Source organism: Vibrio lentus (genome assembly GCF_002875945.1).
In the GTDB taxonomy this organism is placed as follows: Bacteria; Pseudomonadota; Gammaproteobacteria; order Enterobacterales; family Vibrionaceae; genus Vibrio; species Vibrio apostichopi.
On record NZ_MCZK01000097.1, the window covers coordinates 137,393 to 162,392 of the forward strand.

The 25,000-nt window shown below is 45.2% G+C and carries 18 protein-coding genes; 17 read left to right on the forward strand and 1 reads right to left on the reverse strand.

The window, feature by feature from the left end:
• From murE to BCT49_RS07090, 17 genes are all read left to right on the forward strand, one after another.
• Entirely contained in the window at positions 1-1,485 is a 1,485-nt protein-coding gene (gene murE, locus BCT49_RS07005) for a UDP-N-acetylmuramoyl-L-alanyl-D-glutamate--2,6-diaminopimelate ligase (protein ID WP_102434663.1), read from the forward strand.
• Entirely contained in the window at positions 1,485-2,864 is a 1,380-nt protein-coding gene (locus BCT49_RS07010) for a UDP-N-acetylmuramoyl-tripeptide--D-alanyl-D-alanine ligase (protein ID WP_102434664.1), read from the forward strand. Before murE ends, BCT49_RS07010 begins: the two co-directional genes overlap by 1 nt.
• Positions 2,861-3,943 (forward strand): phospho-N-acetylmuramoyl-pentapeptide-transferase, encoded by a 1,083-nt coding sequence (gene mraY, locus BCT49_RS07015; protein WP_102434665.1) that lies wholly within the window; start codon positions 2,861-2,863, stop codon positions 3,941-3,943. The genes BCT49_RS07010 and mraY overlap by 4 nt, the downstream gene beginning before the upstream one ends.
• 58 nt (positions 3,944-4,001) lie before the next feature.
• The gene (murD, locus tag BCT49_RS07020) at positions 4,002-5,318 is read left to right on the forward strand and encodes a UDP-N-acetylmuramoyl-L-alanine--D-glutamate ligase (RefSeq protein ID WP_102434666.1); all 1,317 of its coding nucleotides are present in this window, start codon (positions 4,002-4,004) and stop codon (positions 5,316-5,318) included.
• Between the two features lie 22 nt (positions 5,319-5,340).
• Positions 5,341-6,537 (forward strand): cell division protein FtsW, encoded by a 1,197-nt coding sequence (gene ftsW, locus BCT49_RS07025; RefSeq protein WP_102434667.1) that lies wholly within the window; start codon positions 5,341-5,343, stop codon positions 6,535-6,537.
• 12 nt (positions 6,538-6,549) lie between these two features.
• Complete coding sequence (gene murG, locus BCT49_RS07030; RefSeq protein WP_102434668.1) at positions 6,550-7,611, forward strand: undecaprenyldiphospho-muramoylpentapeptide beta-N-acetylglucosaminyltransferase; 1,062 nt, start codon at positions 6,550-6,552, stop codon at positions 7,609-7,611.
• A 13-nt stretch (positions 7,612-7,624) separates the two neighbouring features.
• A complete protein-coding gene (murC, locus tag BCT49_RS07035; RefSeq protein ID WP_017109277.1) occupies positions 7,625-9,085 on the forward strand; it encodes a UDP-N-acetylmuramate--L-alanine ligase in 1,461 nt (486 codons plus the stop codon).
• A gap of 182 nt (positions 9,086-9,267) precedes the next feature.
• Positions 9,268-10,056 carry a cell division protein FtsQ/DivIB gene (locus tag BCT49_RS07045; RefSeq protein ID WP_020477273.1) on the forward strand — a complete coding sequence of 263 codons (789 nt, stop codon included), beginning with the start codon at positions 9,268-9,270 and terminating at the stop codon, positions 10,054-10,056.
• Positions 10,049-11,317 carry a cell division protein FtsA gene (ftsA, locus tag BCT49_RS07050; protein ID WP_004729844.1) on the forward strand — a complete coding sequence of 423 codons (1,269 nt, stop codon included), beginning with the start codon at positions 10,049-10,051 and terminating at the stop codon, positions 11,315-11,317. The genes BCT49_RS07045 and ftsA overlap by 8 nt, the downstream gene beginning before the upstream one ends.
• Before the next feature lie 31 nt (positions 11,318-11,348).
• Complete coding sequence (gene ftsZ, locus BCT49_RS07055; RefSeq protein ID WP_102434669.1) at positions 11,349-12,578, forward strand: cell division protein FtsZ; 1,230 nt, start codon at positions 11,349-11,351, stop codon at positions 12,576-12,578.
• A 96-nt stretch (positions 12,579-12,674) separates the two neighbouring features.
• On the forward strand, positions 12,675-13,592 hold the full coding sequence (lpxC, locus tag BCT49_RS07060; RefSeq protein WP_017090514.1) for a UDP-3-O-acyl-N-acetylglucosamine deacetylase: 918 nt from the start codon (positions 12,675-12,677) through the stop codon (positions 13,590-13,592).
• 388 nt (positions 13,593-13,980) lie between these two features.
• Complete coding sequence (gene secA, locus BCT49_RS07065; protein WP_017109275.1) at positions 13,981-16,707, forward strand: preprotein translocase subunit SecA; 2,727 nt, start codon at positions 13,981-13,983, stop codon at positions 16,705-16,707.
• Positions 16,708-17,014: 307 nt separating this feature from the next.
• On the forward strand, positions 17,015-17,413 hold the full coding sequence (mutT, locus tag BCT49_RS07070) for an 8-oxo-dGTP diphosphatase MutT (RefSeq protein WP_102434670.1): 399 nt from the start codon (positions 17,015-17,017) through the stop codon (positions 17,411-17,413).
• Between the two features lie 106 nt (positions 17,414-17,519).
• The gene (gene dapB, locus BCT49_RS07075) at positions 17,520-18,329 is read left to right on the forward strand and encodes a 4-hydroxy-tetrahydrodipicolinate reductase (RefSeq protein ID WP_032497636.1); all 810 of its coding nucleotides are present in this window, start codon (positions 17,520-17,522) and stop codon (positions 18,327-18,329) included.
• Between the two features lie 503 nt (positions 18,330-18,832).
• Positions 18,833-19,972 carry a glutamine-hydrolyzing carbamoyl-phosphate synthase small subunit gene (gene carA, locus BCT49_RS07080; protein ID WP_102434671.1) on the forward strand — a complete coding sequence of 380 codons (1,140 nt, stop codon included), beginning with the start codon at positions 18,833-18,835 and terminating at the stop codon, positions 19,970-19,972.
• Between the two features lie 16 nt (positions 19,973-19,988).
• Entirely contained in the window at positions 19,989-23,219 is a 3,231-nt protein-coding gene (gene carB, locus BCT49_RS07085) for a carbamoyl-phosphate synthase large subunit (RefSeq protein ID WP_017102971.1), read from the forward strand.
• A gap of 195 nt (positions 23,220-23,414) precedes the next feature.
• A complete protein-coding gene (locus tag BCT49_RS07090) occupies positions 23,415-24,194 on the forward strand; it encodes a TSUP family transporter (protein WP_102434672.1) in 780 nt (259 codons plus the stop codon).
• On the opposite strand, the gene BCT49_RS07095 is transcribed toward BCT49_RS07090, so the two are convergent.
• Complete coding sequence (locus tag BCT49_RS07095) at positions 24,145-24,990, reverse strand: LysR family transcriptional regulator (RefSeq protein WP_102434673.1); 846 nt, start codon at positions 24,988-24,990, stop codon at positions 24,145-24,147. The genes BCT49_RS07090 and BCT49_RS07095 overlap by 50 nt on opposite strands.
• Positions 24,991-25,000: the final 10 nt, after the last annotated feature.

Sequence of the window (25,000 nt, forward strand, 5' to 3'; positions counted from 1 at the left end):
ATGAGTAATAGCCTCACGCTGTCATCTTTACTTTCTCCTTGGGGATACTTTGGTTCTCCTGAGTTGGAGTCGATTGCTGTTGAGCAATTGGAGTTGGATAGCCGAGCCATCAAGGAAGGTGATATTTTTGTTGCCGTAATTGGACATGCAGTCGACGGTCGTCGGTTTATCGATAAAGCCGTTTCTCAAGGTGCGAAAGCCGTCATTGCACAAGCTGGTGATGACAAAGCTCATGGTTTTGTTGAGTGGCAAAACTCTGTTCCGGTGGTTTATGTTTCAGACTTAAACTCAACACTCTCTGAATTAGCTGGCCGTGTTTATTCTTCTCAAGCGACTAAATTGATTGGTGTCACGGGCACCAATGGCAAAACCACCATCACCCAGTTGATTGCTCAATGGCTTGATCTTGTCGGCCAACGCTCTGCGGTAATGGGCACGACAGGTAATGGTTTCTTAGATAATTTAAAAATTGCTGCTAACACAACGGGGAGTGCTATTGAAATACAGCGCACACTGAGTGAGTTAGCTGCAGAAAAAGCGGTGTATACCGCAATGGAAATCTCCTCTCATGGTTTGGTGCAAGGTCGAGTAAAGGCTTTGGACTTTGAGGTTGGTGTCTTTACTAACTTGAGTCGTGATCATCTTGATTATCATGGCACGATGGAAGAGTACGCATTGGCTAAGAAGAGCCTGTTTACTCAACACAAATGCAAGCACGCAGTCATTAACGTGGATGACGAAGTGGGTAAAGCTTGGATGTCAGATTTATCCAATGCCATTTCAGTTTCACTGTCACCGCTAACGGGCTATCAGCAATCGGTATGGGCGTCTGATGTCGCTTATGCAGAAACTGGTATTCAGCTGTCTTTCGATGGTCGTTGGGGACAAGGGAAGCTTTCTGTTCCACTGATTGGTCAGTTCAACGCATCAAATGTACTGGTTGCTTTTGCGACTTTGCTTTCGTTGGGTATCGACAAGCAAACCTTGGTCGACACTGCGCCTCAGCTTCAACCTGTCATTGGCCGAATGGAGCTTTTCCAAGTTCCGAACAAAGCAAAAGTGGTTGTCGATTACGCGCACACACCAGATGCTCTAGAAAAAGCATTGGCAGCACTACGCGTGCATTGCTCTGGAAAGCTTTGGGCTATCTTCGGCTGTGGTGGTGACCGCGACACCGGTAAGCGCCCTATGATGGCGGCAACCGCAGAGCAATTCGCCGATAAAAGCATTATTTCAGATGACAACCCTCGCAGCGAAGATCCTGCGTTGATTGTTAAAGATATGCTGGCTGGCCTAAGTAAACCTGAATCTGCATTTGTCGAGCACGATCGCTACCAAGCGGTTAAGTTTGCTCTAGAGCAGGCTGGCAGCAATGACATTATTCTTTTGGCAGGTAAAGGCCATGAGGATTATCAAGTATTGAAAGACAAAACGGTACATTATTCAGACCGAGAGTCTGCGCTACAACTTTTAGGTATTTCATAATGATTGATGTATCACTCGAGCAGATTTGTTTTGCTGTTAATGGCGAGCTGATTGAGCATTCAGAAACCAGTAATCACAATACAGTGATCAACGCCGTTTCTACCGACACGCGTACAGTCGAAGATGGTGCGCTGTTTGTTGCTATCGTTGGTGAGCGCTTTGATGCGCATGATTTTTGCCATCAAGCAGTTGCTGCGAATGCGAGCGCATTGTTAGTCGAACGAAAACTTGACCTAAATATTACTCAAGTTGTTGTTGATGACACTAAACTTGCTTTAGGTCAGCTAAGTGCTTGGATCCATAAGCAATGTAATGTTCCAACCATGGCGATTACAGGCAGTTGTGGCAAAACGACCGTCAAAGAGATGGTGGCAAGTATTCTACAACAGCGTGGCAAGGTGCTGTTTACGGCGGGTAATTTCAATAATGATATTGGTGTGCCTTTGACTTTGCTACGCAGTGAACCAAGCGATGACTATGCGGTGATCGAATTAGGTGCTAACCATATTGGTGAAATCGCCTACACCACGCAGCTCGTGAAACCACAGGTTGCCTTGGTGAATAATGTGGCTGCGGCTCATTTAGAAGGCTTTGGTTCTATTGATGGCGTAAAACAAGCGAAAGGTGAAATCTTTCAGGGGCTTGCTGCCGGTGATACTGCTATTGTTAATTTAGAGAGCAACGGTGGTGATTTTTGGAATGAAGTACTCGCGGATAAAACGGTACTGACATTTTCTGAAAGTAACTGTGAAGCCGACTATTTTGCTGAAAATATCGAAATCAACGACCAAGGCGAAGCTTGCTTTGATATGCAAACGCCACTAGGTGCTACAGCTGTTGAACTTGGTATTATTGGTCAGCATAACGTGGCGAACGCGTTGGCAGCGGCAGCGTTGAGCATTCAATTTGGTGCAACGCTTGATGAAATAAAAAGTGGTTTAGCGAATCTTATCTCGGTCAAAGGACGAGTTGAGGTTCAACAATTAAGTCAGGATATCAAGCTGATAGATGACAGTTATAACGCTAGCGTGCCTGCAATGAAGGCGGCAGCTAAACTGCTGTCGAGCTTTAAAGGTCAACGTTGGTTGATTTTAGGCAATATGGCTGAATTAGGCGACGAAAGTCTTGCACTTCACCGTCAAGTCGGTGAATATGCTGCCCCATTCGCTTTTGAGCATGTACTCACTTACGGTGATGATACCAAGGTGATTAGTGAGGTCTGTAATGGAACCCACTTTGCAACGCATCAAGCGATGATCGCACACATAGAGCAGCACTTATGCTTGCCGAATAACGTGTCACACACCTTGTTGGTGAAAGGCGCAAACAGTGCAGGAATGAGTAAAATAGCCGCTGCTTTAAAGGAGAACTTTTCATGATAATTTGGCTTGCAGAGCTACTACAGCCATACTTTTCTTTTTTCCGTTTGTTCGAATACCTATCGTTTCGAGCAATCGCGAGTATTTTGACGGCTTTATGTCTGTCACTGTGGATGGGACCTCGTTTAATTGAGCGTCTGCAAATGCTACAAATTGGCCAAGTTGTTCGTAATGACGGCCCTGAATCTCACTTCAGCAAACGTGGTACGCCAACCATGGGCGGTGTGATGATCCTTGCTGCGATCATTATTACGGTATTGATGTGGGCTGATCTTTCCAACCCTTATGTTTGGGCTGTATTGGCCGTGCTTGCTGGCTACGGCGCCGTTGGCTTTGTTGATGACTACCGTAAAGTGGTTCGTAAGAACACTGATGGTCTGGTTGCTCGCTGGAAGTACTTCTGGCAATCCGCGATCGCATTGGTTGTGGCGTTTGCTCTATATGCTCACGGGCACGATACTGCGGCAACTCAATTGGTGGTTCCTTTCTTTAAAGATGTGATGCCACAGCTAGGTTTATTGTACATCGTACTGACTTATTTTGTTATTGTGGGTACCAGTAATGCGGTAAACCTAACGGACGGCCTAGACGGCTTGGCTATTATGCCAACGGTTATGGTGGCGGCTGGTTTTGCTGTGATTGCTTGGGCGACAGGTAACGTTAACTTCGCGGCATATCTACACATTCCATACATTCCATACACCTCTGAGCTGGTTGTGGTTTGTACCGCTATCGTGGGTGCGGGTCTTGGTTTCCTATGGTTTAACACCTACCCAGCACAAGTATTCATGGGCGATGTTGGCTCACTAGCGCTTGGTGGTGCATTAGGTGTGATTGCTGTTTTGGTTCGCCAAGAATTGGTACTGGTTATCATGGGTGGTGTGTTTGTAATGGAGACCTTGTCAGTTATTCTGCAGGTGGGCTCTTACAAATTGCGTGGTCAGCGTATTTTCCGTATGGCACCGATTCATCACCACTACGAACTGAAAGGTTGGCCAGAGCCGCGTGTAATCGTGCGCTTTTGGATCATCTCAATGGTATTAGTACTGGTTGGTCTAGCGACACTGAAAGTTCGTTAATCTTGTATGAGCCTCTTGATGAGAGGCTCTTTAAAACTATTAAGAGCATCTTGTTTAAATGGAACGTTGGCAAAATATTCAAAATGTAGTGGTTGTGGGGCTCGGTATTACCGGGCTCTCTGTCGTTAAACATCTCGTAAAATATCAACCTCACACTCATGTGAAGGTGATTGATACTCGAGAACTACCACCAGGCCGAGAATCTTTGCCTGAATCGGTAGAGCTGCATTCTGGAAGTTGGAATAGCCGATGGTTAGCGGAAGCTGATTTAGTGGTTGCTAATCCGGGTATCGCCTTAGCGACGCCAGAAATTCAAGATGTGCTTCAAGCGGGGACTCCTGTTGTTGGTGACATCGAGCTGTTTGGATGGGCGGTAGATAAGCCTGTCGTGGCAATTACTGGTTCAAACGGTAAGAGTACCGTGACGGATCTTACTGGTGTGCTTGCTAAAGCTGCCGGTCTTAACGTTGGCGTTGGTGGTAATATCGGTATTCCTGCCTTAGACCTGCTTGAGCTTGATGCCGATTTATATGTCCTTGAGCTTTCAAGCTTTCAATTAGAAACAACATCCAGTCTAGATCTTGCAGCGGCGGCCTTTTTGAACTTGTCAGAAGATCATATGGATCGCTATCAAGGCATGGCCGATTACCGTGACGCTAAATTAAGAATTTTTAATAATGCTCAGTACGCGATTGTAAACCGCGAAGACAAAGAGACTTATCCTGACCACACGATGTCATTGGTGACATTTGGACTTGATGACCAAGAGTTTGGCGTATCAATAGTCGATGGCATCGAATGGCTAGTGGATAACGGTAAGCCAGTACTTGCTACCCAAGATTTAACATTGGTTGGACGTCATAACGTGGCGAATGCGTTAGTCTCTTTAGCACTGTTGAAGCAAGTTGGTATTGATTACAGCAAAAGCCTTGAAGCTCTGAAAGCCTACAACGGTTTAACGCATCGTTGCCAAGTAGTGGCTGACAAACGCGAAATCAAATGGGTTAACGACTCGAAAGCGACCAACGTAGCCAGTACATTAGCGGCTCTGTCGGGGTTAGAGTACCAAGGTACTTTGTATCTCTTAGTCGGAGGTGTGGGCAAAGGCGCCGACTTTAGCGAGCTTAAACCCGTATTGGCGCAACTAGACCGTGTTCAGTTGTGTTGCTTCGGTGAAGATGCTGCGCAATTCATGCCATTACATCCATCGGCGAAGACGTTTGATACCATGCGTAACATCATCGAGAGTATCTCTGCACAACTGGCGTCGGGTGACATGGTGATGCTGTCTCCTGCGTGTGCAAGCTTCGATCAATTTAATAACTTCATGGCGAGAGGTGATGCGTTCACTGAACTTGCCCATGAGTATGCCTAACGTGTTGAAGGACTAACATTCAGTGCAAAGAGTGAAAGAGATTAATCAATCTATTTGGCAATGGCTTAACCGTGCCACACCAGAGGCGCTCTACGATCGTCAGTTGGTATGGATTGCTCTTGGATTGATGCTAACGGGCTTGGTAATGGTAACGTCGGCTTCGTTCCCAATCAGTGCTCGTTTAACCGATCAGCCGTTTCACTTTATGTTCCGTCACGCCATTTTCTTGGTGTTAGCGTTAATCGTATCCAGCGTAATACTTCAAATTCCAATGAAGCGTTGGTTTCAATACAGCATGTATCTACTGGGTTTATCGTTCTTTTTACTGGTCGTGGTATTGGCTGTCGGTAAGTCGGTTAATGGTGCATCGCGCTGGATTCCGCTTGGGTTGTTTAACTTACAACCTGCCGAAGTCGCTAAACTATCGCTGTTTATCTTTATGGCGGGCTACTTGGTTCGAAAACAAGACGAAGTGAGGAGAACCTTCTTCGGTGGTTTCGGTAAGCCAATTATGGTGTTTGGTGCCTTTGCAGTATTACTCCTTGGCCAACCCGATTTAGGTACCGTTGTTGTAATGCTGGTTACCTTGTTTGGCATGCTATTTATCGCGGGTGCCAAGCTTTCACAGTTTATAGCCTTGATGGTGGCGGGTATTGCCGCGGTCGTCGGCTTGATTGTTATTGAACCCTATCGTGTTCGACGTGTGACCTCATTCTGGGAACCTTGGAATGACCCGTTTGGTAGTGGCTACCAGTTAACTCAATCACTGATGGCATTTGGCCGTGGTGATTGGATGGGGCAAGGCCTTGGTAACTCGGTTCAGAAGTTAGAATATTTACCAGAAGCACATACCGATTTTGTGTTTGCTGTATTGGCTGAAGAGTTGGGCTTTGTTGGTGTGACCTTAGTGCTGATCCTTATTTTTAGTTTGGTGCTCAAAGCGATTCTAATTGGTAAGAAAGCCTTCGAAAACGACCAGTTATTCAGTGGCTACCTTGCCTTTGGTATTGGTATTTGGTTTGCTTTTCAAACGCTTGTTAACGTGGGCGCGGCATCGGGTATCGTTCCAACTAAAGGCCTGACATTGCCATTAATCAGTTACGGTGGGTCAAGTTTGATCGTGATGTCGGTGGCGGTTTCTATGCTGCTACGTATCGATCACGAGTGCCGAATACAACAAAAAGAACAAGCCGACAATCAAAACGAATTAGTAGAATAAGAATCTAACGTGATGAAAAAAAACAAAAAACTTTTAGTGATGGCTGGTGGTACTGGCGGTCACGTTTTCCCTGGCTTAGCGGTGGCTAAAAAGCTTCAGCAACAAGGTTGGGAAATTCGCTGGTTAGGAACTGCGGACAGAATGGAAGCGGATTTGGTACCAAAGCATGGTATTGAGATCGACTTTATTAAGGTGAAAGGCCTGCGTGGTCAAGGCATTAGCAAGCTAATTAAAGCGCCATTCCAGATTATTAATGCCATACTTCAAGCAAGACAGCACATCAAAGCATGGCAACCAGATGTGGTGCTTGGCATGGGTGGTTACGTGAGTGGCCCCGGTGGCATCGCGGCATGGTTATCCGGTATTCCTGTAGTTTTGCATGAACAAAATGCAGTGGCAGGTTTAACCAACCAATGGCTCTCTAAAATTGCTAAAAAAGTATTCCAAGCTTTCCCTGGTGCTTTTCCAACGGCTGACGTTGTGGGTAACCCTGTACGTGAAGATGTTGTTGCCTTAGCTGAACCCGAGCAACGCATGGCAGAGCGTGACGGCGATATTCGTATCCTCGTGATGGGTGGCAGTCAGGGCGCTAAGATCCTGAACGATACCTTACCAGTGACCATGGCCCAGCTTGGTGAAGGTTTTACTGTGATGCATCAAGCCGGTAAGAACAATCAACAGCAAGTGATAGAACAATACAAATCACATTCTGTAGATAATGTTCAAGTCACTGAATTTATTGATGATGTGGCGCAAGCTTATGAGTGGGCAGATCTATTAGTGTGTCGCTCAGGTGCATTAACCGTATCTGAAGTTTCTGCTGCTGGTGTAGGTTCTATATTCGTTCCGTTTATGCACAAAGACAGACAGCAAGCGCTGAATGCCGATCACCTCGTTGAATGTGGCGCGGCGTTAATGATTGAACAGCCTCAACTGACGGCTGATAAGCTAGCGAATACTATCGCTCAGCTTGATAGAAATGAATTAAAAATGATGGCAACAAAAGCTCGTCAGGCAGCCAAGCTTGATGCGGATGTGACCGTCGCTGAAGCGATTAAAGCTTTAGCAAAATAATGAGATTGAATTGATGACGATTGAACATACCCAAGACTTAGCGCAAATCCGTGCAATGGTGCCAGAGATGCGCCGTGTTAAATCTATCCACTTCATTGGTATTGGTGGCGCAGGAATGAGCGGGATTGCTGAAGTCTTGCTTAATGAAGGCTACCAGATCACGGGTTCTGACATTGCTCAAAACCCAGTGACCGATCGTTTAGTTAGCAAGGGCGCGACCGTTTATATTGGTCACCAAGCAAGTAACGTTGCCGACGCAAGTGTGGTAGTGGTTTCAACCGCTATCAACGAAGAAAACCCAGAGATTATTGCCGCTCGTGAAGCGCGCACACCTATCGTTCGTCGTGCTGAAATGCTGGCTGAGCTGATGCGTTTTCGTCATGGCATTGCTGTGGCAGGTACGCATGGTAAAACAACGACCACTGCGCTAGTGACACAGATTTACTCGGAAGCGGGTTTAGATCCCACCTTCGTAAACGGTGGTTTGGTGAAGAGTGTGGGCACGAATGCTCGTCTAGGCTCTAGTCGAATTCTTATCGCTGAAGCCGATGAAAGTGATGCGTCATTCTTACATCTGCAACCAATGGTTAGTATCGTTACTAACATTGAAGCGGATCATATGGATACCTACGGCGGCGATTTTGAAACGCTAAAGCAGACGTTCATTGATTTCTTACACAATCTACCATTCTACGGTCAGGCTGTGATGTGTGTTGATGATCCGGTAGTACGTGAGCTTATTCCTCAGGTTAGTCGCCAAGTGATTACCTACGGCTTCTCAGAAGATGCGGATATCCGCATTGAAAACTACGTACAGGAAGGCCAACAAGGCAAGTTCACTGTGGTACGTGAAGGTAAAGCTAACCTAGATATTACGTTGAACATTCCCGGTCGCCATAACGCACTGAACGCATCAGCGGCGATTGCGGTTGCGACGGAAGATGACATCAGCGATGAAGCTATTTTAAAAGCGATGGCGGGAACGGAAGGCACTGGCCGTCGTTTCGATCACCTTGGTGAATACGAAACGGGTAAGGGTATTGCAATGTTGGTTGATGATTACGGTCACCACCCAACCGAAGTCGATGTAACGATTCAAGCGGCTCGTAGTGGCTGGACAGACAAACGTCTTGTGATGATTTTCCAACCACACCGCTACAGCCGAACGCGTGACCTGTATGATGACTTTGCTAACGTTCTTGAACAGGTAGATGTTCTAATCTTATTAGATGTGTACTCTGCGGGTGAGAAACCGATTGCAGGGGCAGACGGACGCTCGTTAAGTCGAACTATTCGTGGGCGTGGTAAGATTGATCCGATCTTCGTTGCTGATATCAACACGCTGCCATCGGTTCTAGCCAACGTCATTCAAGGCGGTGACCTTGTTTTAACGCAGGGTGCCGGTGATGTTGGTCGTGTTGCTAAGCAACTCGAATCGCTACAGTTAGACATTAATAATATGCAGAACGCGTAACAGAATACTGTCTACAGACTGTGGTCAATCGCTCACTTCTTGCGATTGACCTAAAATTGACCAAAAATCTTATTATCAACGTTTGATAGTTTGATTTTGCTCAGTATAATTCATAGGTTAAAGTAAGTGCTTTTACCTCTATTACGAAGATAGGGAATAGAATTGCGAACCAACGACAGGGAATGCGGGCTTTGGTAGAAAGTACTTTTAGCGAAAACCGCCACCTATTCAGTTTACCATCGCTCAAGAAACACGCCTTAGGCGGGTCTTTTTTAGTCGTGGTATTGCTATTCATTGGGTTTCTCTTCTATACCACACTGACTTGGATGTGGGACGATCAGCGATTGCCTCTTTCCAAAATAGTACTTCAAGGCGACTTAACTTATGTAACGGCTGGTGATGTTCAGCATGCTTTTGGCGAGTTAGAACATATTGGTACCTTCATGTCGCAAGATATTGGGGTGTTGCAAGACAGTTTAGAGGCGTTACCTTGGGTATCTGTTGTCTCGATTCGTAAACAGTGGCCAGACACAATAAAAGTATTTTTGACTGAATACCAAGCGGCAGCAATCTGGAATGGCAACATGCTGCTCAACGAAAACGGTCAAGTGTTTAATGGCGATATCGGCCTGTTGAAGGGTGATAGAGTCAAGCTTTATGGTCCGGAAGGGACCAGCCAAGAAGTGATAGCAAAATGGCGACAGATAACTCCTTTGATTAACAGTCTAGGGTTAACCGTTACCTCGCTCGTTCTCAATGAGCGCCGTGCTTGGCAAATAATCCTAGATAACGGTATCCGTTTAGAACTAGGTAAAGATTCTTTAGATGAGCGTGTTGAACGCTTTATTTCGCTTTACAACGAATTAGGAAGTAAAGCGAATCAAGTGAGCTACATCGACCTCAGGTATGATACGGGAGCCGCTGTAGGCTGGTTTCCAGAGCAAGAGTTAGAAGAGAGCAGAAATGACTAAGACCGCAGATGACAACATAATCGTTGGTCTTGATATAGGCACTGCGACCATATCAGCTCTAGTTGGTGAAATACTGCCTGATGGTCAAATCAATATCATTGGTTCAGGGCAAAGCCCATCCAGAGGTATGGATAAAGGTGGTGTAAACGACCTAGAGTCGGTAGTGAAGTCGGTTCAGCGAGCAATTGATCAAGCAGAGTTGATGGCTGAATGCCAAATCAGCAATGTATTTATCTCGCTGTCCGGTAAGCATATCGCAAGCCGAATTGAAAAAGGCATGGGCACTATTTCAGATGAAGAAGTGTCTCAAGACGATATGGATCGAGCGATCCATACCGCGAAATCGATTAAAATAGGTGATGAGCAGAGAATTCTGCACGTGATTCCACAAGAATTTACCATCGATTACCAAGAAGGCATTAAGAATCCACTTGGTTTATCTGGTGTTCGAATGGAAGTCAGTGTTCATCTAATTTCTTGCCATAGCGACATGGCGAGAAACATTATTAAAGCTGTTGAACGATGTGGTCTCACTGTAGAACAAATCGTGTTTTCAGGACTTGCCTCAAGTAATGCGGTAATTACTGACGACGAGAGAGAGCTTGGAGTATGTGTTGTTGATATTGGTGCTGGTACGATGGATATTTCCATTTGGACTGGCGGCGCACTGCGACACACAGAAGTCTTTTCCTACGCAGGAAATGCAGTAACCAGTGATATTGCCTTCGCTTTCGGCACGCCAGTGAGCGATGCTGAAGAGATAAAAGTAAACCATGGTTGCGCTCTGAGTGAACTCGTAAGCAAGGATGATTCTGTTAACGTCCCTAGTGTAGGTGGCCGTCCATCGAGAAGTTTGCAAAGACAAACTTTGTCGGAAGTGATTGAACCACGTTACACTGAACTTATGGGTCTCGTTAACCAAACTATTGATACGGTTCAATTACAGCTACGAGATGAGGGTATTAAGCACCACCTTGCAGCTGGCGTCGTTCTCACTGGTGGAGCGGCACAAATTGACGGATTGGTAGAGTGTGCGGAACGTGTTTTCCGCAATCAAGTTCGAGTTGGTAAGCCATTAGAAGTTAGTGGCTTAACTGACTATGTTAAAGAGCCGTATCATTCTACGGCGGTTGGTTTACTTCATTACGCAAGAGATTGTCAGATAAGTGATGAAGGTGATTACAGCGAACCTAAGCGTTCAGCACCTTCTATGTCAGGTTTATTTGGTAAATTGCGTAATTGGATACAAAAAGAGTTTTAACCTGAGTTGCAGGAAAAAACGGAGATAACACATGTTTGAACCGATGATGGAAATGTCTGACGATGCAGTAATTAAAGTCGTTGGAGTTGGTGGTGGTGGCGGTAACGCTGTTGAGCACATGGTACGTGAGTCAATTGAAGGCGTAGAGTTCATCAGTGTTAACACTGATGCTCAAGCTCTTCGTAAAACAAGCGTGAGCAGCGTGATCCAGATTGGTGGTGATATCACTAAAGGCTTGGGCGCTGGTGCAAACCCACAAGTAGGCCGTGATGCAGCTCTCGAAGATCGAGAAAGAATTAAAGAAGTTCTAACTGGCGCCGATATGGTATTTATCGCAGCTGGTATGGGCGGTGGTACAGGTACAGGTGCTGCTCCAGTTATTGCTGAAGTTGCGAAAGAGTTGGGTGTGCTAACGGTTGCTGTTGTAACTAAGCCATTTAGCTTTGAAGGCAAAAAGCGTTTAGCGTTTGCTGAGCAAGGTATCGAAGAGCTTTCTAAACATGTGGATTCTTTAATTACGATTCCAAATGAAAAGCTACTTAAAGTACTTGGCCGTGGCGTAACACTGCTAGAAGCTTTCGCAAGTGCAAATGATGTACTTAAAAACGCTGTACAAGGTATCGCTGAGCTAATTACTCGCCCTGGTATGATCAACGTCGATTTCGCGGATGTTCGCACTGTGATGTCGGAAATGGGTCATGCAATGATGGGTAGCGGTATCGCAAAAGGTGAAGACCGTGCTGAAGAAGCTGCTGAAACGGCAATTTCTAGCCCATTATTAGAAGACATCGACCTAGCTGGTGCTCGTGGCGTTCTTGTTAACATCACTGCTGGCCTAGATATGCGCTTAGATGAATTCGAAACTGTGGGTAATACAGTTAAGGCATTCGCTTCTGATAACGCAACGGTTGTTATTGGTACTTCTCTAGACCCTGATATGACGGATGAAATCCGAGTAACTGTTGTTGCAACAGGTATCGGCACAGAGAAAAAACCAGACATTACTTTAGTTGCTGGTGGTAAAGCAAAAGTAGCGCCAACGCCTCAACCTCAAGCTGCTGTTCAAACAGCAGCAAAAGTGGAAGAGAAAGTGGCACAACCATTGCAGGAAAAAACTGAGGTAAAACCTCAAGTTAAACCACAGCCAACAACGTCACCTGTTTCTTCAGGTACAGGCGCTAGCCAGAGTGCTGCACCTAAAGCTGAGAAAGAGAGCGGATATTTAGATATCCCAGCATTTTTACGACGTCAGGCTGATTAACAAATACCCAAAATTTGACTATCGTCGAATTAATGGTAAAATTCGCGGTCGGTAAATACTGACCGTGATTTGTAGCACTGATAACGAGGCAAGCAGATGATCAGACAACGTACTCTGAAAGAAATTGTGAAAACAACTGGTGTGGGTCTCCACTCTGGTCGTAAAGTCACACTTACTCTTCGCCCGGCAGCTGCAAATACAGGTATTGTTTATCGTCGTACAGATGTAAATCCACCTGTAGATTTCCCAGCTGATCCAGCATCAGTTCGTGACACTATGCTATGTACCGCTCTTGTTAATGACGAAGGCGTACGTATCTCTACAGTGGAGCACCTTAACGCAGCTCTAGCCGGAATGGGTATCGACAACATTATTGTTGAAGTAGATGCTCCAGAAATTCCAATTATGGATGGTAGCGCAAGCCCATTCGTATACTTGCTACAGCAAGCGGGTGTAGAAACATTGAATGCAGCGAAGCGTTTTATTCGAATCAAGAAACCTGTTCGTTTTGAAGATGGCGATAAGTGGGCAGAATTCGTTCCATTTAACGGTTTCCGAATGGATTTCGAAATTGAATTCAATCACCCTGCGATTGAGTCTGATGAGCAACGTTTGTTGTTTGATTTCTCATCACAAGGTTTTGTGAAGCAGATTTCTCGCGCTCGTACTTTCGGTTTCATGCGCGATATTGAGTACCTTCAGTCTCAAAATTTGTGTTTGGGTGGTAGCTTTGATTGTGCAATCGTACTGGACGAATACCGAATTCTTAATGAAGAAGGCCTTCGCTTCGAGAATGAGTTCGTAACTCATAAAGTACTGGATGCGATTGGTGACCTTTACATGTGTGGACACGCTATTATTGGTGAGTTCCGTGCATACAAATCAGGTCACGGCCTAAACAACCAACTTTTACGCGCAGTACTTGCTGACGCAGAAGCTTGGGAATGGGCAACATTCGAAGAAGAAGCTGGCTCTCCAGTTGCTTTCGCAGAACCGGGTATGGTTCTAGCGTAATTGTTGTTTACAACAATATAAGATTTCAAAAACCAGGTCATCGGCCTGGTTTTTTTGTATCTATTTTCCAGATACAGTGTCGTTAACCTCCGGAAATTGCTGGCCAATGGGCCGCAGTCTGCTTAATCCATCAGCAATTAGAAAGAAAAGTTCCAAGCACATCAAACAAATGGTGTTCTAAATGGTCGTTAGTGTGAAAATTACTTACACTAAAGGGCATTAATTTTAACTCAAGCCTTGAAAACTCTACTCTCAAGTACAATATCAAAGATACTAGATTTATCTCAGTATCCTTGGTTAGTAACTGAAGACTAGTTCATAGCTAGTAGAGACTGACGGCATTTAAAATAGATCGCGGACGATCTGAGAACGAAGAGATTCCAAGCACATGATTACTAAGCTGCTGACAAAGGTAATTGGCAGTCGCAATGACAGAACACTGCGCCGCCTTAGAAAAATTGTAAAAGAAATTAATAACTACGAACCAACGTTTGAAGCACTTTCTGATGAAGAGCTAAAAGCAAAAACGGTTGAGTTTCGTGAGCGCTTAGATAAAGGTGAATCGTTAGATCAACTTCTACCTGAAGCATTCGCTACGGTACGTGAAGCGTCGAAGCGTGTTTACGGCATGCGTCACTTTGACGTGCAAATGATTGGTGGCATGGTTCTAAATGCTGGTCAAATTGCAGAGATGCGTACTGGTGAAGGTAAGACACTTACCGCAACCCTACCAGCTTATCTAAACGCGCTACCAAGCAAAGGTGTTCACGTAATAACGGTGAACGATTACCTAGCGAAGCGTGATGCGGAAACAAACCGCCCATTATTTGAATTCCTTGGCATGACTGTTGGCGTGAATGTGGCAAACATGGCTCCGCCAGAGAAAAAAGAAGCATACCAAGCTGACATCCTATACGGAACAAACAACGAGTTTGGTTTTGATTACCTTCGTGACAACATGGCTTTCCGTGCTGAAGACCGAGTTCAACGTGAGCGCTTCTTTGCTGTAGTCGATGAGGTTGACTCAATCTTAATTGATGAAGCTCGTACTCCGTTAATTATCTCTGGCCCCGCTGAAGATAGTTCTGACCTTTATACGCGCATTAACACTCTAATTCCTTCTCTAGAGCGTCAAGATAAAGAAGATTCGGAAGAGTACCGTGGTGAAGGTCACTACACCATGGACGAAAAATCAAAACAGGTTCACCTGACTGAAAACGGTCAAGAATTTGTAGAAGAACTAATGGTCAAAAACGGCTTGATGGAAGAGGGTGACACACTTTACTCTCCAACCAATATCAGCCTATTGCACCATGTGAATGCTGCGCTTCGTGCACACGTATTGTTTGAGAAAAACGTCGACTACATCGTTACTGAAGAAGGCGAAGTGGTTATCGTTGATGAACATACTGGTCGTACTATGCCAGGTCGTCGTTGGTCTGAAGGTTTACACCAAGCTGTTGAAGCTAAAGAAGGTGTGAAGATTCAGAATGAAAACCAAACATTAGCATCGATCACATTCCAGAATTTCTTCCGTCTGTATGAAAAACTGTCAGGTATGACAGGTACTGCTGATACAGAAGCGTTCGAATTCCAGTCTATCTACGGCCTAGAAACGGTAGTTATCCCAACCAACAAGCCTATGGTTCGTAACGATATGCCAGATGTGGTTTATCGTACTGAAGAAGACAAGTTCAATGCGATCATTGAAGACATCAAAGACCGTGTAGCGGCTGGTCAGCCATCACTGGTTGGTACAGTTTCTATCGAGAAATCTGAACTGCTGTCTAACGCATTGAAAAAATCAAAAATTAAGCACAACGTTCTAAATGCTAAGTTTCATGAAATGGAAGCTGAGATCGTTGCACAAGCTGGTATGCCTGGTGCGGTAACTATCGCAACTAACATGGCCGGTCGTGGTACCGATATCGTGCTAGGTGGTAGCTGGCAGGCACAACTTGAGAAGATAGAGAACCCAACCAAAGAGCAGATCGAGAAGATCAAAGCTGATTGGAGAATCATCCACGATAAAGTACTTGAGTCAGGTGGTCTGCACATCATTGGTACTGAGCGTCATGAATCTCGCCGTATCGATAACCAGCTACGTGGTCGTTCTGGTCGTCAAGGTGATGCGGGTTCTTCTCGTTTCTACCTATCAATGGAAGATTCTCTGCTACGTATCTTTACGTCTGATCGTATGGCTGGTCTTATCCAAAGTGGTATGGACGAAGGCGAAGCGATTGAATCTAAGATGCTGTCTCGCTCAATTGAAAAAGCACAACGTAAAGTGGAAGGTCGTAACTTCGACATCCGTAAGCAACTTCTTGAGTACGATGATGTAGCCAATGACCAACGTAAGGTTGTTTATGAGCTACGTGATGAGCTGATGAGCTCAGATGACATCAGTGAGATGATCGAACACAACCGTGAAGATGTACTGGCGTCAGTCATTGATGAATACATCGCTCCTCAGTCTCTTGAAGACATGTGGGATATCGCAGGTCTGCAAGATCGTCTCAAGAATGATTTCGATCTAGACTTTGATATTCAAGGTTGGTTAGACGAAGACGACAAGCTTTATGAAGAAGCATTGCGTGAGCGCATTCTTGGTATGGCAGTAGATTCGTACAAACAGAAAGAAGAAGTGGTTGGTGCTCAAGTACTGCGTAACTTCGAGAAGTCTGTGATGCTACAAACGCTAGACGGCCTTTGGAAAGAGCACTTGGCTGCGATGGATCACCTTCGTCAAGGTATTCACTTACGTGGTTATGCTCAGAAGAACCCGAAACAAGAGTACAAGCGTGAGTCATTTGAACTGTTTGAAGGCCTACTCGATGTGCTGAAAACAGATGTTGTTACCATCCTTTCTAAAGTTCGCGTTCAGCAACAAGAAGAAGTTGAAAAGATGGAAGCTCAACGTCAAGCTCAAGCTGAACAAGCGGCGCGTCGTGCACAAGCACAACATGCAACGGCTGAAAACCAGCTAGCTGACGATGAAGCGGATGCGGCATCTCCACAAACGGTAGTACGTGATGAGCGTAAAGTGGGTCGTAATGAACCATGTCCATGTGGAAGCGGTAAAAAGTATAAGCAGTGTCACGGTAAAATTGACTAAGTTTGGTGAATCGTTGCTGTAACGGATGATTGCAGTGTCGGAGGTACTCACTTACTAACGTAAGCTCCGCGCCACCTCCTTGCACTCACCACGTCACAGCTTAGCTTCATAAAACTTACTGATATTAAAAAGAGTCGCTTAAGCGGCTCTTTTTGTATGTAAATAATAAGGTTTTGATAGCGTCATCCTCGAGAGTGAGGTACGAGCGAGTCGGGGATCTTTCGAACTAACAAAATAGCAGATTCCCTATCTAATTCGTTCCTCATTGTAGGGAATGACGGTAGGGACATAGAAGGAACACCATCATATGAAAAGAATCCATATTGTAGCGGGCATTATCTTCAACCAAGATAAGTCACAAGTATTTATTACTAAGCGCCCAGACGACAAGCATAAAGGCGGTTTCTGGGAATTTCCTGGTGGTAAAGTAGAAGTGGGCGAAACCATTGAGCAGGCGATGGCTCGTGAACTTGATGAAGAGATCGGTATCAATGTGACTGAACAGTCTCTGTTTGAACACCTTGAGTTTGATTACAGTGATAAATCGCTTAAGTTCGATTTCATCCTTGTGACCGATTTCGAGCAACAGCCTTATGGTAAAGAAGGGCAACAAGGTGAATGGGTCGATCTTGAATCATTGAGCCAATACGCCTTCCCCGAAGCAAACGTGCCAATTTTAGAGCGAGTAATAAAAGAGTTTTCGTAATTGCTAGCCTGAGTTTGAGATTGTTGTTAGTTTAAAGAGATTAATCGAATGAACGTTGCTGCGACAGATGAGCAGTGACGGTAACCAAAACAATGGAGATTTCGCAGTGGTAAGAATTGCAATTGCAGGAGCAGCTGGCCGTATGGGTCGTAACTTGGTGAAAGCCGCTCACCATAATTCAGAAGCAAGCGTTGGTGCTGGTTCAGAGCGTCCAGAGTCATCTTTGGTCGGTGTTGACGTTGGCGAGTTATGCGGTGAAGGTCGTTTTGATGTAGCTCTAGTTGATGACCTTTCGAAAGCGATTGAAGAGTTTGACGTGATCGTCGACTTTACCGCACCTGTGAGCACATTAGCGAATATTGAACTTTGTAAGCGTCACGGTAAAAAACTGATCATCGGCACTACTGGTTTCTCTGAAGAAGAAAAGCAGGTTATCGATGCAGCATCAAAAGAGATGTCTATTGTAATGGCACCAAACTACAGCGTTGGTGTGAACCTGGTATTTAAGCTGCTAGAAAAGGCCGCTAAAGTGATGGGCGATTACTGTGATGTTGAAATCGTAGAGGCTCACCACCGTCATAAAGTCGATGCACCTTCTGGTACTGCGATTGGCATGGGCGAAGCGATTGCTGGAGCGATGGGCAACGAGTTAAACGATGTCGCTGTATGGTCACGCGAAGGCATTACGGGTGAACGTACGAAAGATGAGATCGGTTTTGCGACAATTCGTGCTGGTGACATCATTGGTGAGCATACCGCTATGTTTGCTGATATTGGCGAGCGCGTTGAAATTACCCACAAAGCAACGGATAGAATGACCTTTGCCAATGGTGCGATCAAGGCGGCTGTTTGGCTAAATGACAAGCCAGCAGGCTTTTATACCATGACGGATGTCCTTGGTTTGAATGACCTATAAATAGATATTTATGCGCTGGCAATTGCCGGCGCTTTCTTTATTTATCGCTTTTCCCTACTTAAAGTCCTCTTGGTTACTTTCTTCTTATTCTCTAATTTTCTTGATTAGAACTGCATTTATCTATTGTTTATAGCTGCTTCGTCATTGTTTTTGGTTTAAAGCTTTAAATCTACATGCTTACTCATTGTATTTATCGATTGCGTTTTGTTGGTGATATTTTTGCCACCTAATGATGGGTGAAAATGAAGGGCGAAAATTAGAAAATCGTAATATTCCTATTAATAGAGTATGAAAGTTGAACTTTTGAAGCTTTGATGGAGGAAATTGAATTAGTTCTTACAAATGTTTAATTTCTTTTGCGTTAAATGTTGACACATATCACGCAGATCACTAAAATACCGCCAATTTGTCTAATTTCCATAAACACGCAGTTTTTGGTGTTGCAGGAAGGTAGATTTGCAAATTAAATCAATTTTAATGCATTTTTATTTCTGGAGGTTGTCTTGAAGAAGTCAGCACTACTCGTCCTAGAAGATGGGACAGTATTTCACGGTGAAGCCATTGGCGCTGTAGGTTCTGCAGTTGGTGAAGTCGTTTTTAATACCTCGATGACGGGGTACCAAGAAATCCTCACTGATCCTTCCTATTCTCAACAAATCGTTACCCTTACTTACCCTCACATTGGCAATACCGGAACCAATTCCGAAGATGAAGAATCTTCTTCAATCCACGCTCAAGGCCTTGTGATTCGCGATCTCCCTCTAATCGCTTCTAACTTCCGTAATGAACAATCCCTTTCTGATTACCTTAAGTCGCAAAACGTTATTGGTATCGCTGATATCGATACTCGTAAGCTGACGCGTATTCTTCGTGAAAAAGGTGCTCAAAACGGTTGTATCGTAGCGGGTAACAATTTAGATGAAGCTTTGGCTCTAGCTAAAGCAAAAGAATTCCCTGGCCTGAAAGGTATGGACCTTGCGAAAGAAGTTACAACAAAAGAAGCGTATCAATGGAAACAAGGTTCGTGGACGCTTACGGGTGGACTTCCTGAAGCGAAAGCAGACTCTGAATTGCCATACCACGTTGTTGCTTATGACTTCGGCGCAAAACGAAACATCTTACGAATGCTTGTTGACCGCGGCTGCCGCCTAACGGTTGTTCCTGCTGAAACTTCAGCAGAAGAAGTATTCGCTTTGAACCCAGATGGTGTTTTCCTTTCAAATGGCCCTGGTGACCCAGAACCATGTACGTACGCAATTGAAGCAACAAAAGTGTTCCTAGAAAAAGGTTTACCAATCTTTGGTATCTGTCTAGGTCACCAGATTCTTGCTCTTGCGTCAGGCGCTAAGACAGTGAAGATGAAGTTTGGTCACCACGGTGCAAACCACCCGGTTAAAGATTTAGATCGTGATGTTGTGATGATTACTTCACAAAACCACGGCTTCGCTGCTGACGAAGATACGCTTCCAGAGACATTACGAGCGACTCATAAGTCTCTATTTGATGGTTCTCTACAAGGTATTCACCGTACAGATAAACCAGCATTCAGCTTCCAAGGTCACCCAGAAGCAAGCCCAGGTCCAGAAGACGCAGCGCCGCTATTCGACCACTTTATTGAACTAATCAAACAGCACACAGCGTAATTCGGAGTAGTAGATAATGCCAAAACGTACTGACATTAAAAGTGTTCTAATTCTAGGTGCTGGTCCGATTGTTATCGGTCAAGCATGTGAGTTTGATTACTCTGGTGCTCAAGCTTGTAAAGCACTTCGCGAAGAAGGTTACCGAGTTATTCTTGTAAACTCGAACCCAGCGACAATCATGACTGACCCAGATATGGCTGATGCGACTTACATCGAACCTATCCAATGGGAAGTGGTTCGTAACATCATCGCTAAAGAGAAGCCAGATGCAGTTCTACCGACAATGGGTGGCCAAACTGCACTTAACTGTGCGTTAGATTTAGAAAAATACGGCGTACTTGAAGAGTTCGGCGTAGAGATGATTGGCGCAACTGCTGACGCTATCGATAAAGCTGAAGACCGCTCTCGTTTTGATAAAGCAATGAAAGCTATTGGTCTTGAGTGTCCAACGGCTGATACAGCGAAAACGATGGAAGAAGCTTACAAAGTTCAAGAAATGGTTGGTTTCCCTTGTATCATTCGTCCATCGTTTACGATGGGTGGTACAGGCGGTGGTATCGCTTATAACAAAGAAGAATTTGAAGAAATCTGTCGTCGTGGTTTGGACTTGTCTCCAACCAACGAACTTCTAATCGATGAGTCTCTTATCGGTTGGAAAGAGTACGAGATGGAAGTGGTTCGCGACAAGAACGACAACTGCATCATCGTATGTGCGATTGAAAACTTTGACCCAATGGGTATTCACACTGGTGACTCGATCACAGTGGCTCCGGCTCAAACGCTAACAGACAAAGAATACCAACTAATGCGTAACGCTTCTCTAGCGGTACTGCGTGAGATTGGTGTTGAAACGGGTGGTTCAAACGTACAGTTTGGTATCAACCCGAAAGATGGCCGTATGGTTATCATCGAGATGAACCCACGTGTATCTCGTTCTTCTGCACTTGCTTCTAAAGCGACAGGTTTCCCTATCGCTAAGATTGCAGCGAAACTGGCTGTTGGCTTTACGCTAGACGAGCTAATGAATGACATCACTGGCGGCGCAACGCCAGCATCATTCGAACCAACAATCGACTACGTAGTAACTAAGATTCCTCGTTTTAACTTCGAGAAATTTGCAGGTGCTAACGACCGTCTAACGACTCAAATGAAGTCGGTTGGTGAAGTTATGGCTATCGGCCGTAACCAACAAGAATCTCTACAGAAAGCACTTCGCGGTCTAGAAGTTGGCGCAACTGGTTTTGACGAAATGGTCGACCTAGATGCACCTGACGCTCTAACGACGATTCGCCATGAGCTTAAAGAAGCTGGTTCTGACCGTATTTGGTACATCGCAGACGCTTTCCGTGCTGGTATGTCAGTTGATGGTGTATTCAACCTAACGCAAATCGACCGTTGGTTCCTAGTTCAAATCGAAGACATCGTAAAACTAGAGCAAGAACTTAAAGCGAAAGGCTTTGCTGGTCTGAATAAAGACGAGCTAATGAAGCTTAAGCGTAAAGGTTTTGCTGATGCTCGCCTGTCTAAGATTCTAGGTGTAGCAGAAAGTGAAATTCGTCGTCTACGTGACCAATACGATATTCACCCAGTCTACAAGCGTGTAGATACGTGTGCGGCTGAGTTCTCTTCGGATACGGCTTACATGTACTCATCTTACGATGACGAATGTGAATCGAACCCAACAGACAAAGAGAAAATCATGATCCTAGGCGGCGGTCCAAACCGTATCGGCCAAGGTATTGAATTCGATTACTGTTGTGTACATGCATCTCTAGCACTACGTGAAGATGGCTACGAAACAATCATGGTTAACTGTAACCCTGAGACAGTTTCGACAGACTACGATACGTCTGACCGTCTTTACTTTGAACCAGTAACTCTGGAAGACGTACTAGCAATCGTTCGTGTTGAGAAGCCAAAAGGCGTTATCGTTCAGTACGGTGGTCAAACGCCACTGAAACTGGCTCGTGAGCTTGAAGCTGCTGGCGTACCAATCATTGGTACTAGCCCAGACGCAATCGACCGTGCAGAAGACCGTGAGCGTTTCCAAGTTGCTGTTGACCGTCTTGGTCTACTTCAGCCAGAGAACGCGACAGTAACAACAATGGAGCAAGCGGTAGAGAAATCTCGCGAAATCGGCTTCCCATTGGTTGTTCGTCCTTCTTATGTTCTTGGTGGTCGTGCGATGGAAATCGTATACGACGAGCAAGACTTACGTCGCTACTTCAACGAAGCAGTCAGTGTTTCAAACGAATCTCCAGTACTACTTGATAGCTTCCTTGATGATGCAATTGAAGTAGACGTTGATGCGATTTGTGACGGTGAGCGCGTTGTTATAGCGGGTATCATGGAGCATATCGAGCAAGCAGGTGTTCACTCAGGTGACTCAGCATGTTCTCTTCCTGCTTACACGCTAAGCCAAGAAATCCAAGACGTAATGCGTGAGCAAGTTGAAAAGCTAGCGTTCGAGTTGGGTGTTCGTGGTCTAATGAATACGCAGTTTGCTGTTAAGAACAACGAAGTGTACCTAATCGAAGTTAACCCTCGTGCAGCACGTACAGTACCGTTCGTATCGAAAGCAACAGGCGCAGCAGTCGCTAAGATTGCAGCTCGTGTTATGGCGGGTCAATCGCTAGAGTCTCAAGGCTTTACGAAAGAAATCATCCCACCATACTACTCAGTGAAAGAAGTTGTTCTTCCGTTCAACAAATTCCCTGGTGTTGACCCACTATTAGGCCCAGAAATGCGCTCTACTGGTGAAGTTATGGGTGTTGGTGCAACGTTTGCTGAAGCATACTCTAAAGCTGAATTGGGTTGTGGCAACATCTACCCAGAAGGCGGCCGTGCACTTCTTTCTGTTCGCGAAGGCGACAAAGAGCGCGTTGTTGACCTAGCATCTAAGCTATCTAAGCTTGGCTACCAGCTAGACGCAACACACGGTACTGCAGTTATCCTTGGCGAAGCGGGTATTAACCCTCGTCTAGTAAATAAGGTACACGAAGGTCGTCCTCACATTCTTGACCGCATCAAGAACAATGAGTACACGTACATCGTGAACACCGCGGCTGGCCGTCAAGCGATTGAAGATTCTAAAGTTCTTCGTCGTGGCGCATTGGCTGAGAAAGTTAACTACACGACTACGCTAAACGCTGCATTCGCGACTTGTATGGCGCACACTGCAGACGCAAAAACGTCAGTAACTTCAGTTCAAGAGCTACACGCACAAGTTAAAGCTTCTCAAGCTTAATTGACTCACGTGTATCGCTGTTAAGCGGATATAAATGCTCAAAGCCCACTCTTCGGAGTGGGCTTTTTTATGCCTGCTGTTTAGTGATAACTCAATGATGAAAATTTGGAATAGGTTACAATCTTGTGTTTCGTTGTTGATTGTTTGCTCACGGTGGTAAGTTGTCGCTACACGAGAATTTAAGGCGTTGGGTATATGGAAATCACTCTAGAAATATTGGCTATCTTGTTTGTTGTTGCAACGGCGGCAGGCTTTATTGATGCAATGGCTGGTGGCGGTGGGTTACTTACTTTACCTGCACTGCTAGCGGCAGGAGTACCACCAACGCAGGCATTGGCCACTAACAAACTTCAAAGTTCTTTTGGTAGTTTCTCCGCCAGTTGGTATTTCGTACGCAACGGTATCGTGAACATAAAAGAGATGCGTCTTGCCATTTTCTGTACCTTTATTGGTTCTGCGATTGGCGCCGAGTTAGTGCAGCATATTGATGCGAGCTTGCTGACCAGCATGATCCCATTACTGCTTATTGCCATCTCTCTCTACTTCCTATTAGCACCACAAACCAGAGCGTCTGAGGGCAAACAAAAGATCTCTGAGGCGATGTTTGCTTTGTGCATTGGTGGCGGTGTTGGCTTCTACGACGGATTTTTTGGACCAGGAACGGGCTCTATTTTCACCGTCTGTTTTGTTGCTATCGGCCATTTCTCTTTAGTGGATGCCACGGCACGTACTAAGGTTCTTAACTTCACCTCGAATATAGCCGCATTGATCTTCTTTATTATTGCTGGTTTACCCATTTGGGAGTTGGGCTTAGTGATGGCGGTTGGTGGCTTTATGGGCGCTCAGCTTGGCGCTAAAGTCGTGGTGACAAAAGGGCAGAAGTGGATTCGCCCCCTTGTGATCGTGATGTCGATGTTAATGGCATCTAAACTGCTTTGGGAACAGCATCAACAATGGATTCTATCAGTATTTTAACGCGTGGAGACTGATAGCTGTTCGGCCTTACACAGATATGAATAGGTCGAATTAACCCTTCTAATTCAGCGAAGCTAAATAGGTATTGAGGCTCAATATTGAGTGTCTTTACGATCGAGAGCGGGATCAAAGCGGGCCCTGTCCCCCCCAACGCTAGCTGGGCTGCTGCAGTGTAAGCATCCATCTCCATTAAGGGTTTGATGCCGAACTTTTCAAGCACAGATAACTGATACGAGTTTGCCGGATTGGTCATGTCGTTGGTAATGACTAACGGAGGAAGTTCAGTCAGTGGTGTTTGGCTGACAATATAAAATGGTTCGTTAAACAGGTGAAAGGTCATCAGCCCATGGTGTGGAGGCAGTAAGCCAGCGCACAGTCCCAAGGTCGCCTTACCAGATTGTACTCGCTCGATAATTCTTGGAGTATGGTTAGTGGTGATGGTGATGTATTTATCTTGTTGGATAAATTGTCCCATCATTTGCCCTAAATAACCTGCGATCAAAGATTTAGAGCTATCTAAGGTAATAAGGGTGGTGTCTTCCAACTCTTGTTGCTCATAGATAAGCCCTCTAAGTTCATTGAATGCTGGGCCGATACTCTCGATTAATGCAATCGCGTCCGGTGTCAGTTTTATCTGTCGGCCACTAGGCTCGATGAGTTTCTTGCCTAACTTCTTTTCTAAATTCGCAATCCGTTTGCTGACCGCTGATTGGCTGATGTAAAGCAAGCTGCCTGTGCGGCTCATGGTCTTTGCTTTGCTCAGCACCAATAGAGTTTCGATTCCTTCGAGTAACATTGAGTGATAT

Bases quoted from the DNA above. Each gene is read 5' to 3' on its own strand.
- murE (WP_102434663.1), top strand. From the start codon at position 1: ATGAGTAATAGCCTCACGCTGTCATCTTTACTTTCTCCTTGGGGATAC.
- BCT49_RS07010 (WP_102434664.1), top strand. From the start codon at position 1,485: ATGATTGATGTATCACTCGAGCAGATTTGTTTTGCTGTTAATGGCGAG.
- mraY (WP_102434665.1), top strand. From the start codon at position 2,861: ATGATAATTTGGCTTGCAGAGCTACTACAGCCATACTTTTCTTTTTTC.
- murD (WP_102434666.1), top strand. From the start codon at position 4,002: ATGGAACGTTGGCAAAATATTCAAAATGTAGTGGTTGTGGGGCTCGGT.
- murG (WP_102434668.1), top strand. From the start codon at position 6,550: ATGAAAAAAAACAAAAAACTTTTAGTGATGGCTGGTGGTACTGGCGGT.
- murC (WP_017109277.1), top strand. From the start codon at position 7,625: ATGACGATTGAACATACCCAAGACTTAGCGCAAATCCGTGCAATGGTG.
- BCT49_RS07045 (WP_020477273.1), top strand. From the start codon at position 9,268: ATGCGGGCTTTGGTAGAAAGTACTTTTAGCGAAAACCGCCACCTATTC.
- ftsA (WP_004729844.1), top strand. From the start codon at position 10,049: ATGACTAAGACCGCAGATGACAACATAATCGTTGGTCTTGATATAGGC.
- ftsZ (WP_102434669.1), top strand. From the start codon at position 11,349: ATGTTTGAACCGATGATGGAAATGTCTGACGATGCAGTAATTAAAGTC.
- lpxC (WP_017090514.1), top strand. From the start codon at position 12,675: ATGATCAGACAACGTACTCTGAAAGAAATTGTGAAAACAACTGGTGTG.
- secA (WP_017109275.1), top strand. From the start codon at position 13,981: ATGATTACTAAGCTGCTGACAAAGGTAATTGGCAGTCGCAATGACAGA.
- mutT (WP_102434670.1), top strand. From the start codon at position 17,015: ATGAAAAGAATCCATATTGTAGCGGGCATTATCTTCAACCAAGATAAG.
- carB (WP_017102971.1), top strand. From the start codon at position 19,989: ATGCCAAAACGTACTGACATTAAAAGTGTTCTAATTCTAGGTGCTGGT.
- BCT49_RS07090 (WP_102434672.1), top strand. From the start codon at position 23,415: ATGGAAATCACTCTAGAAATATTGGCTATCTTGTTTGTTGTTGCAACG.
- BCT49_RS07095 (WP_102434673.1), bottom strand. From the start codon at position 24,990: ATGTTACTCGAAGGAATCGAAACTCTATTGGTGCTGAGCAAAGCAAAG.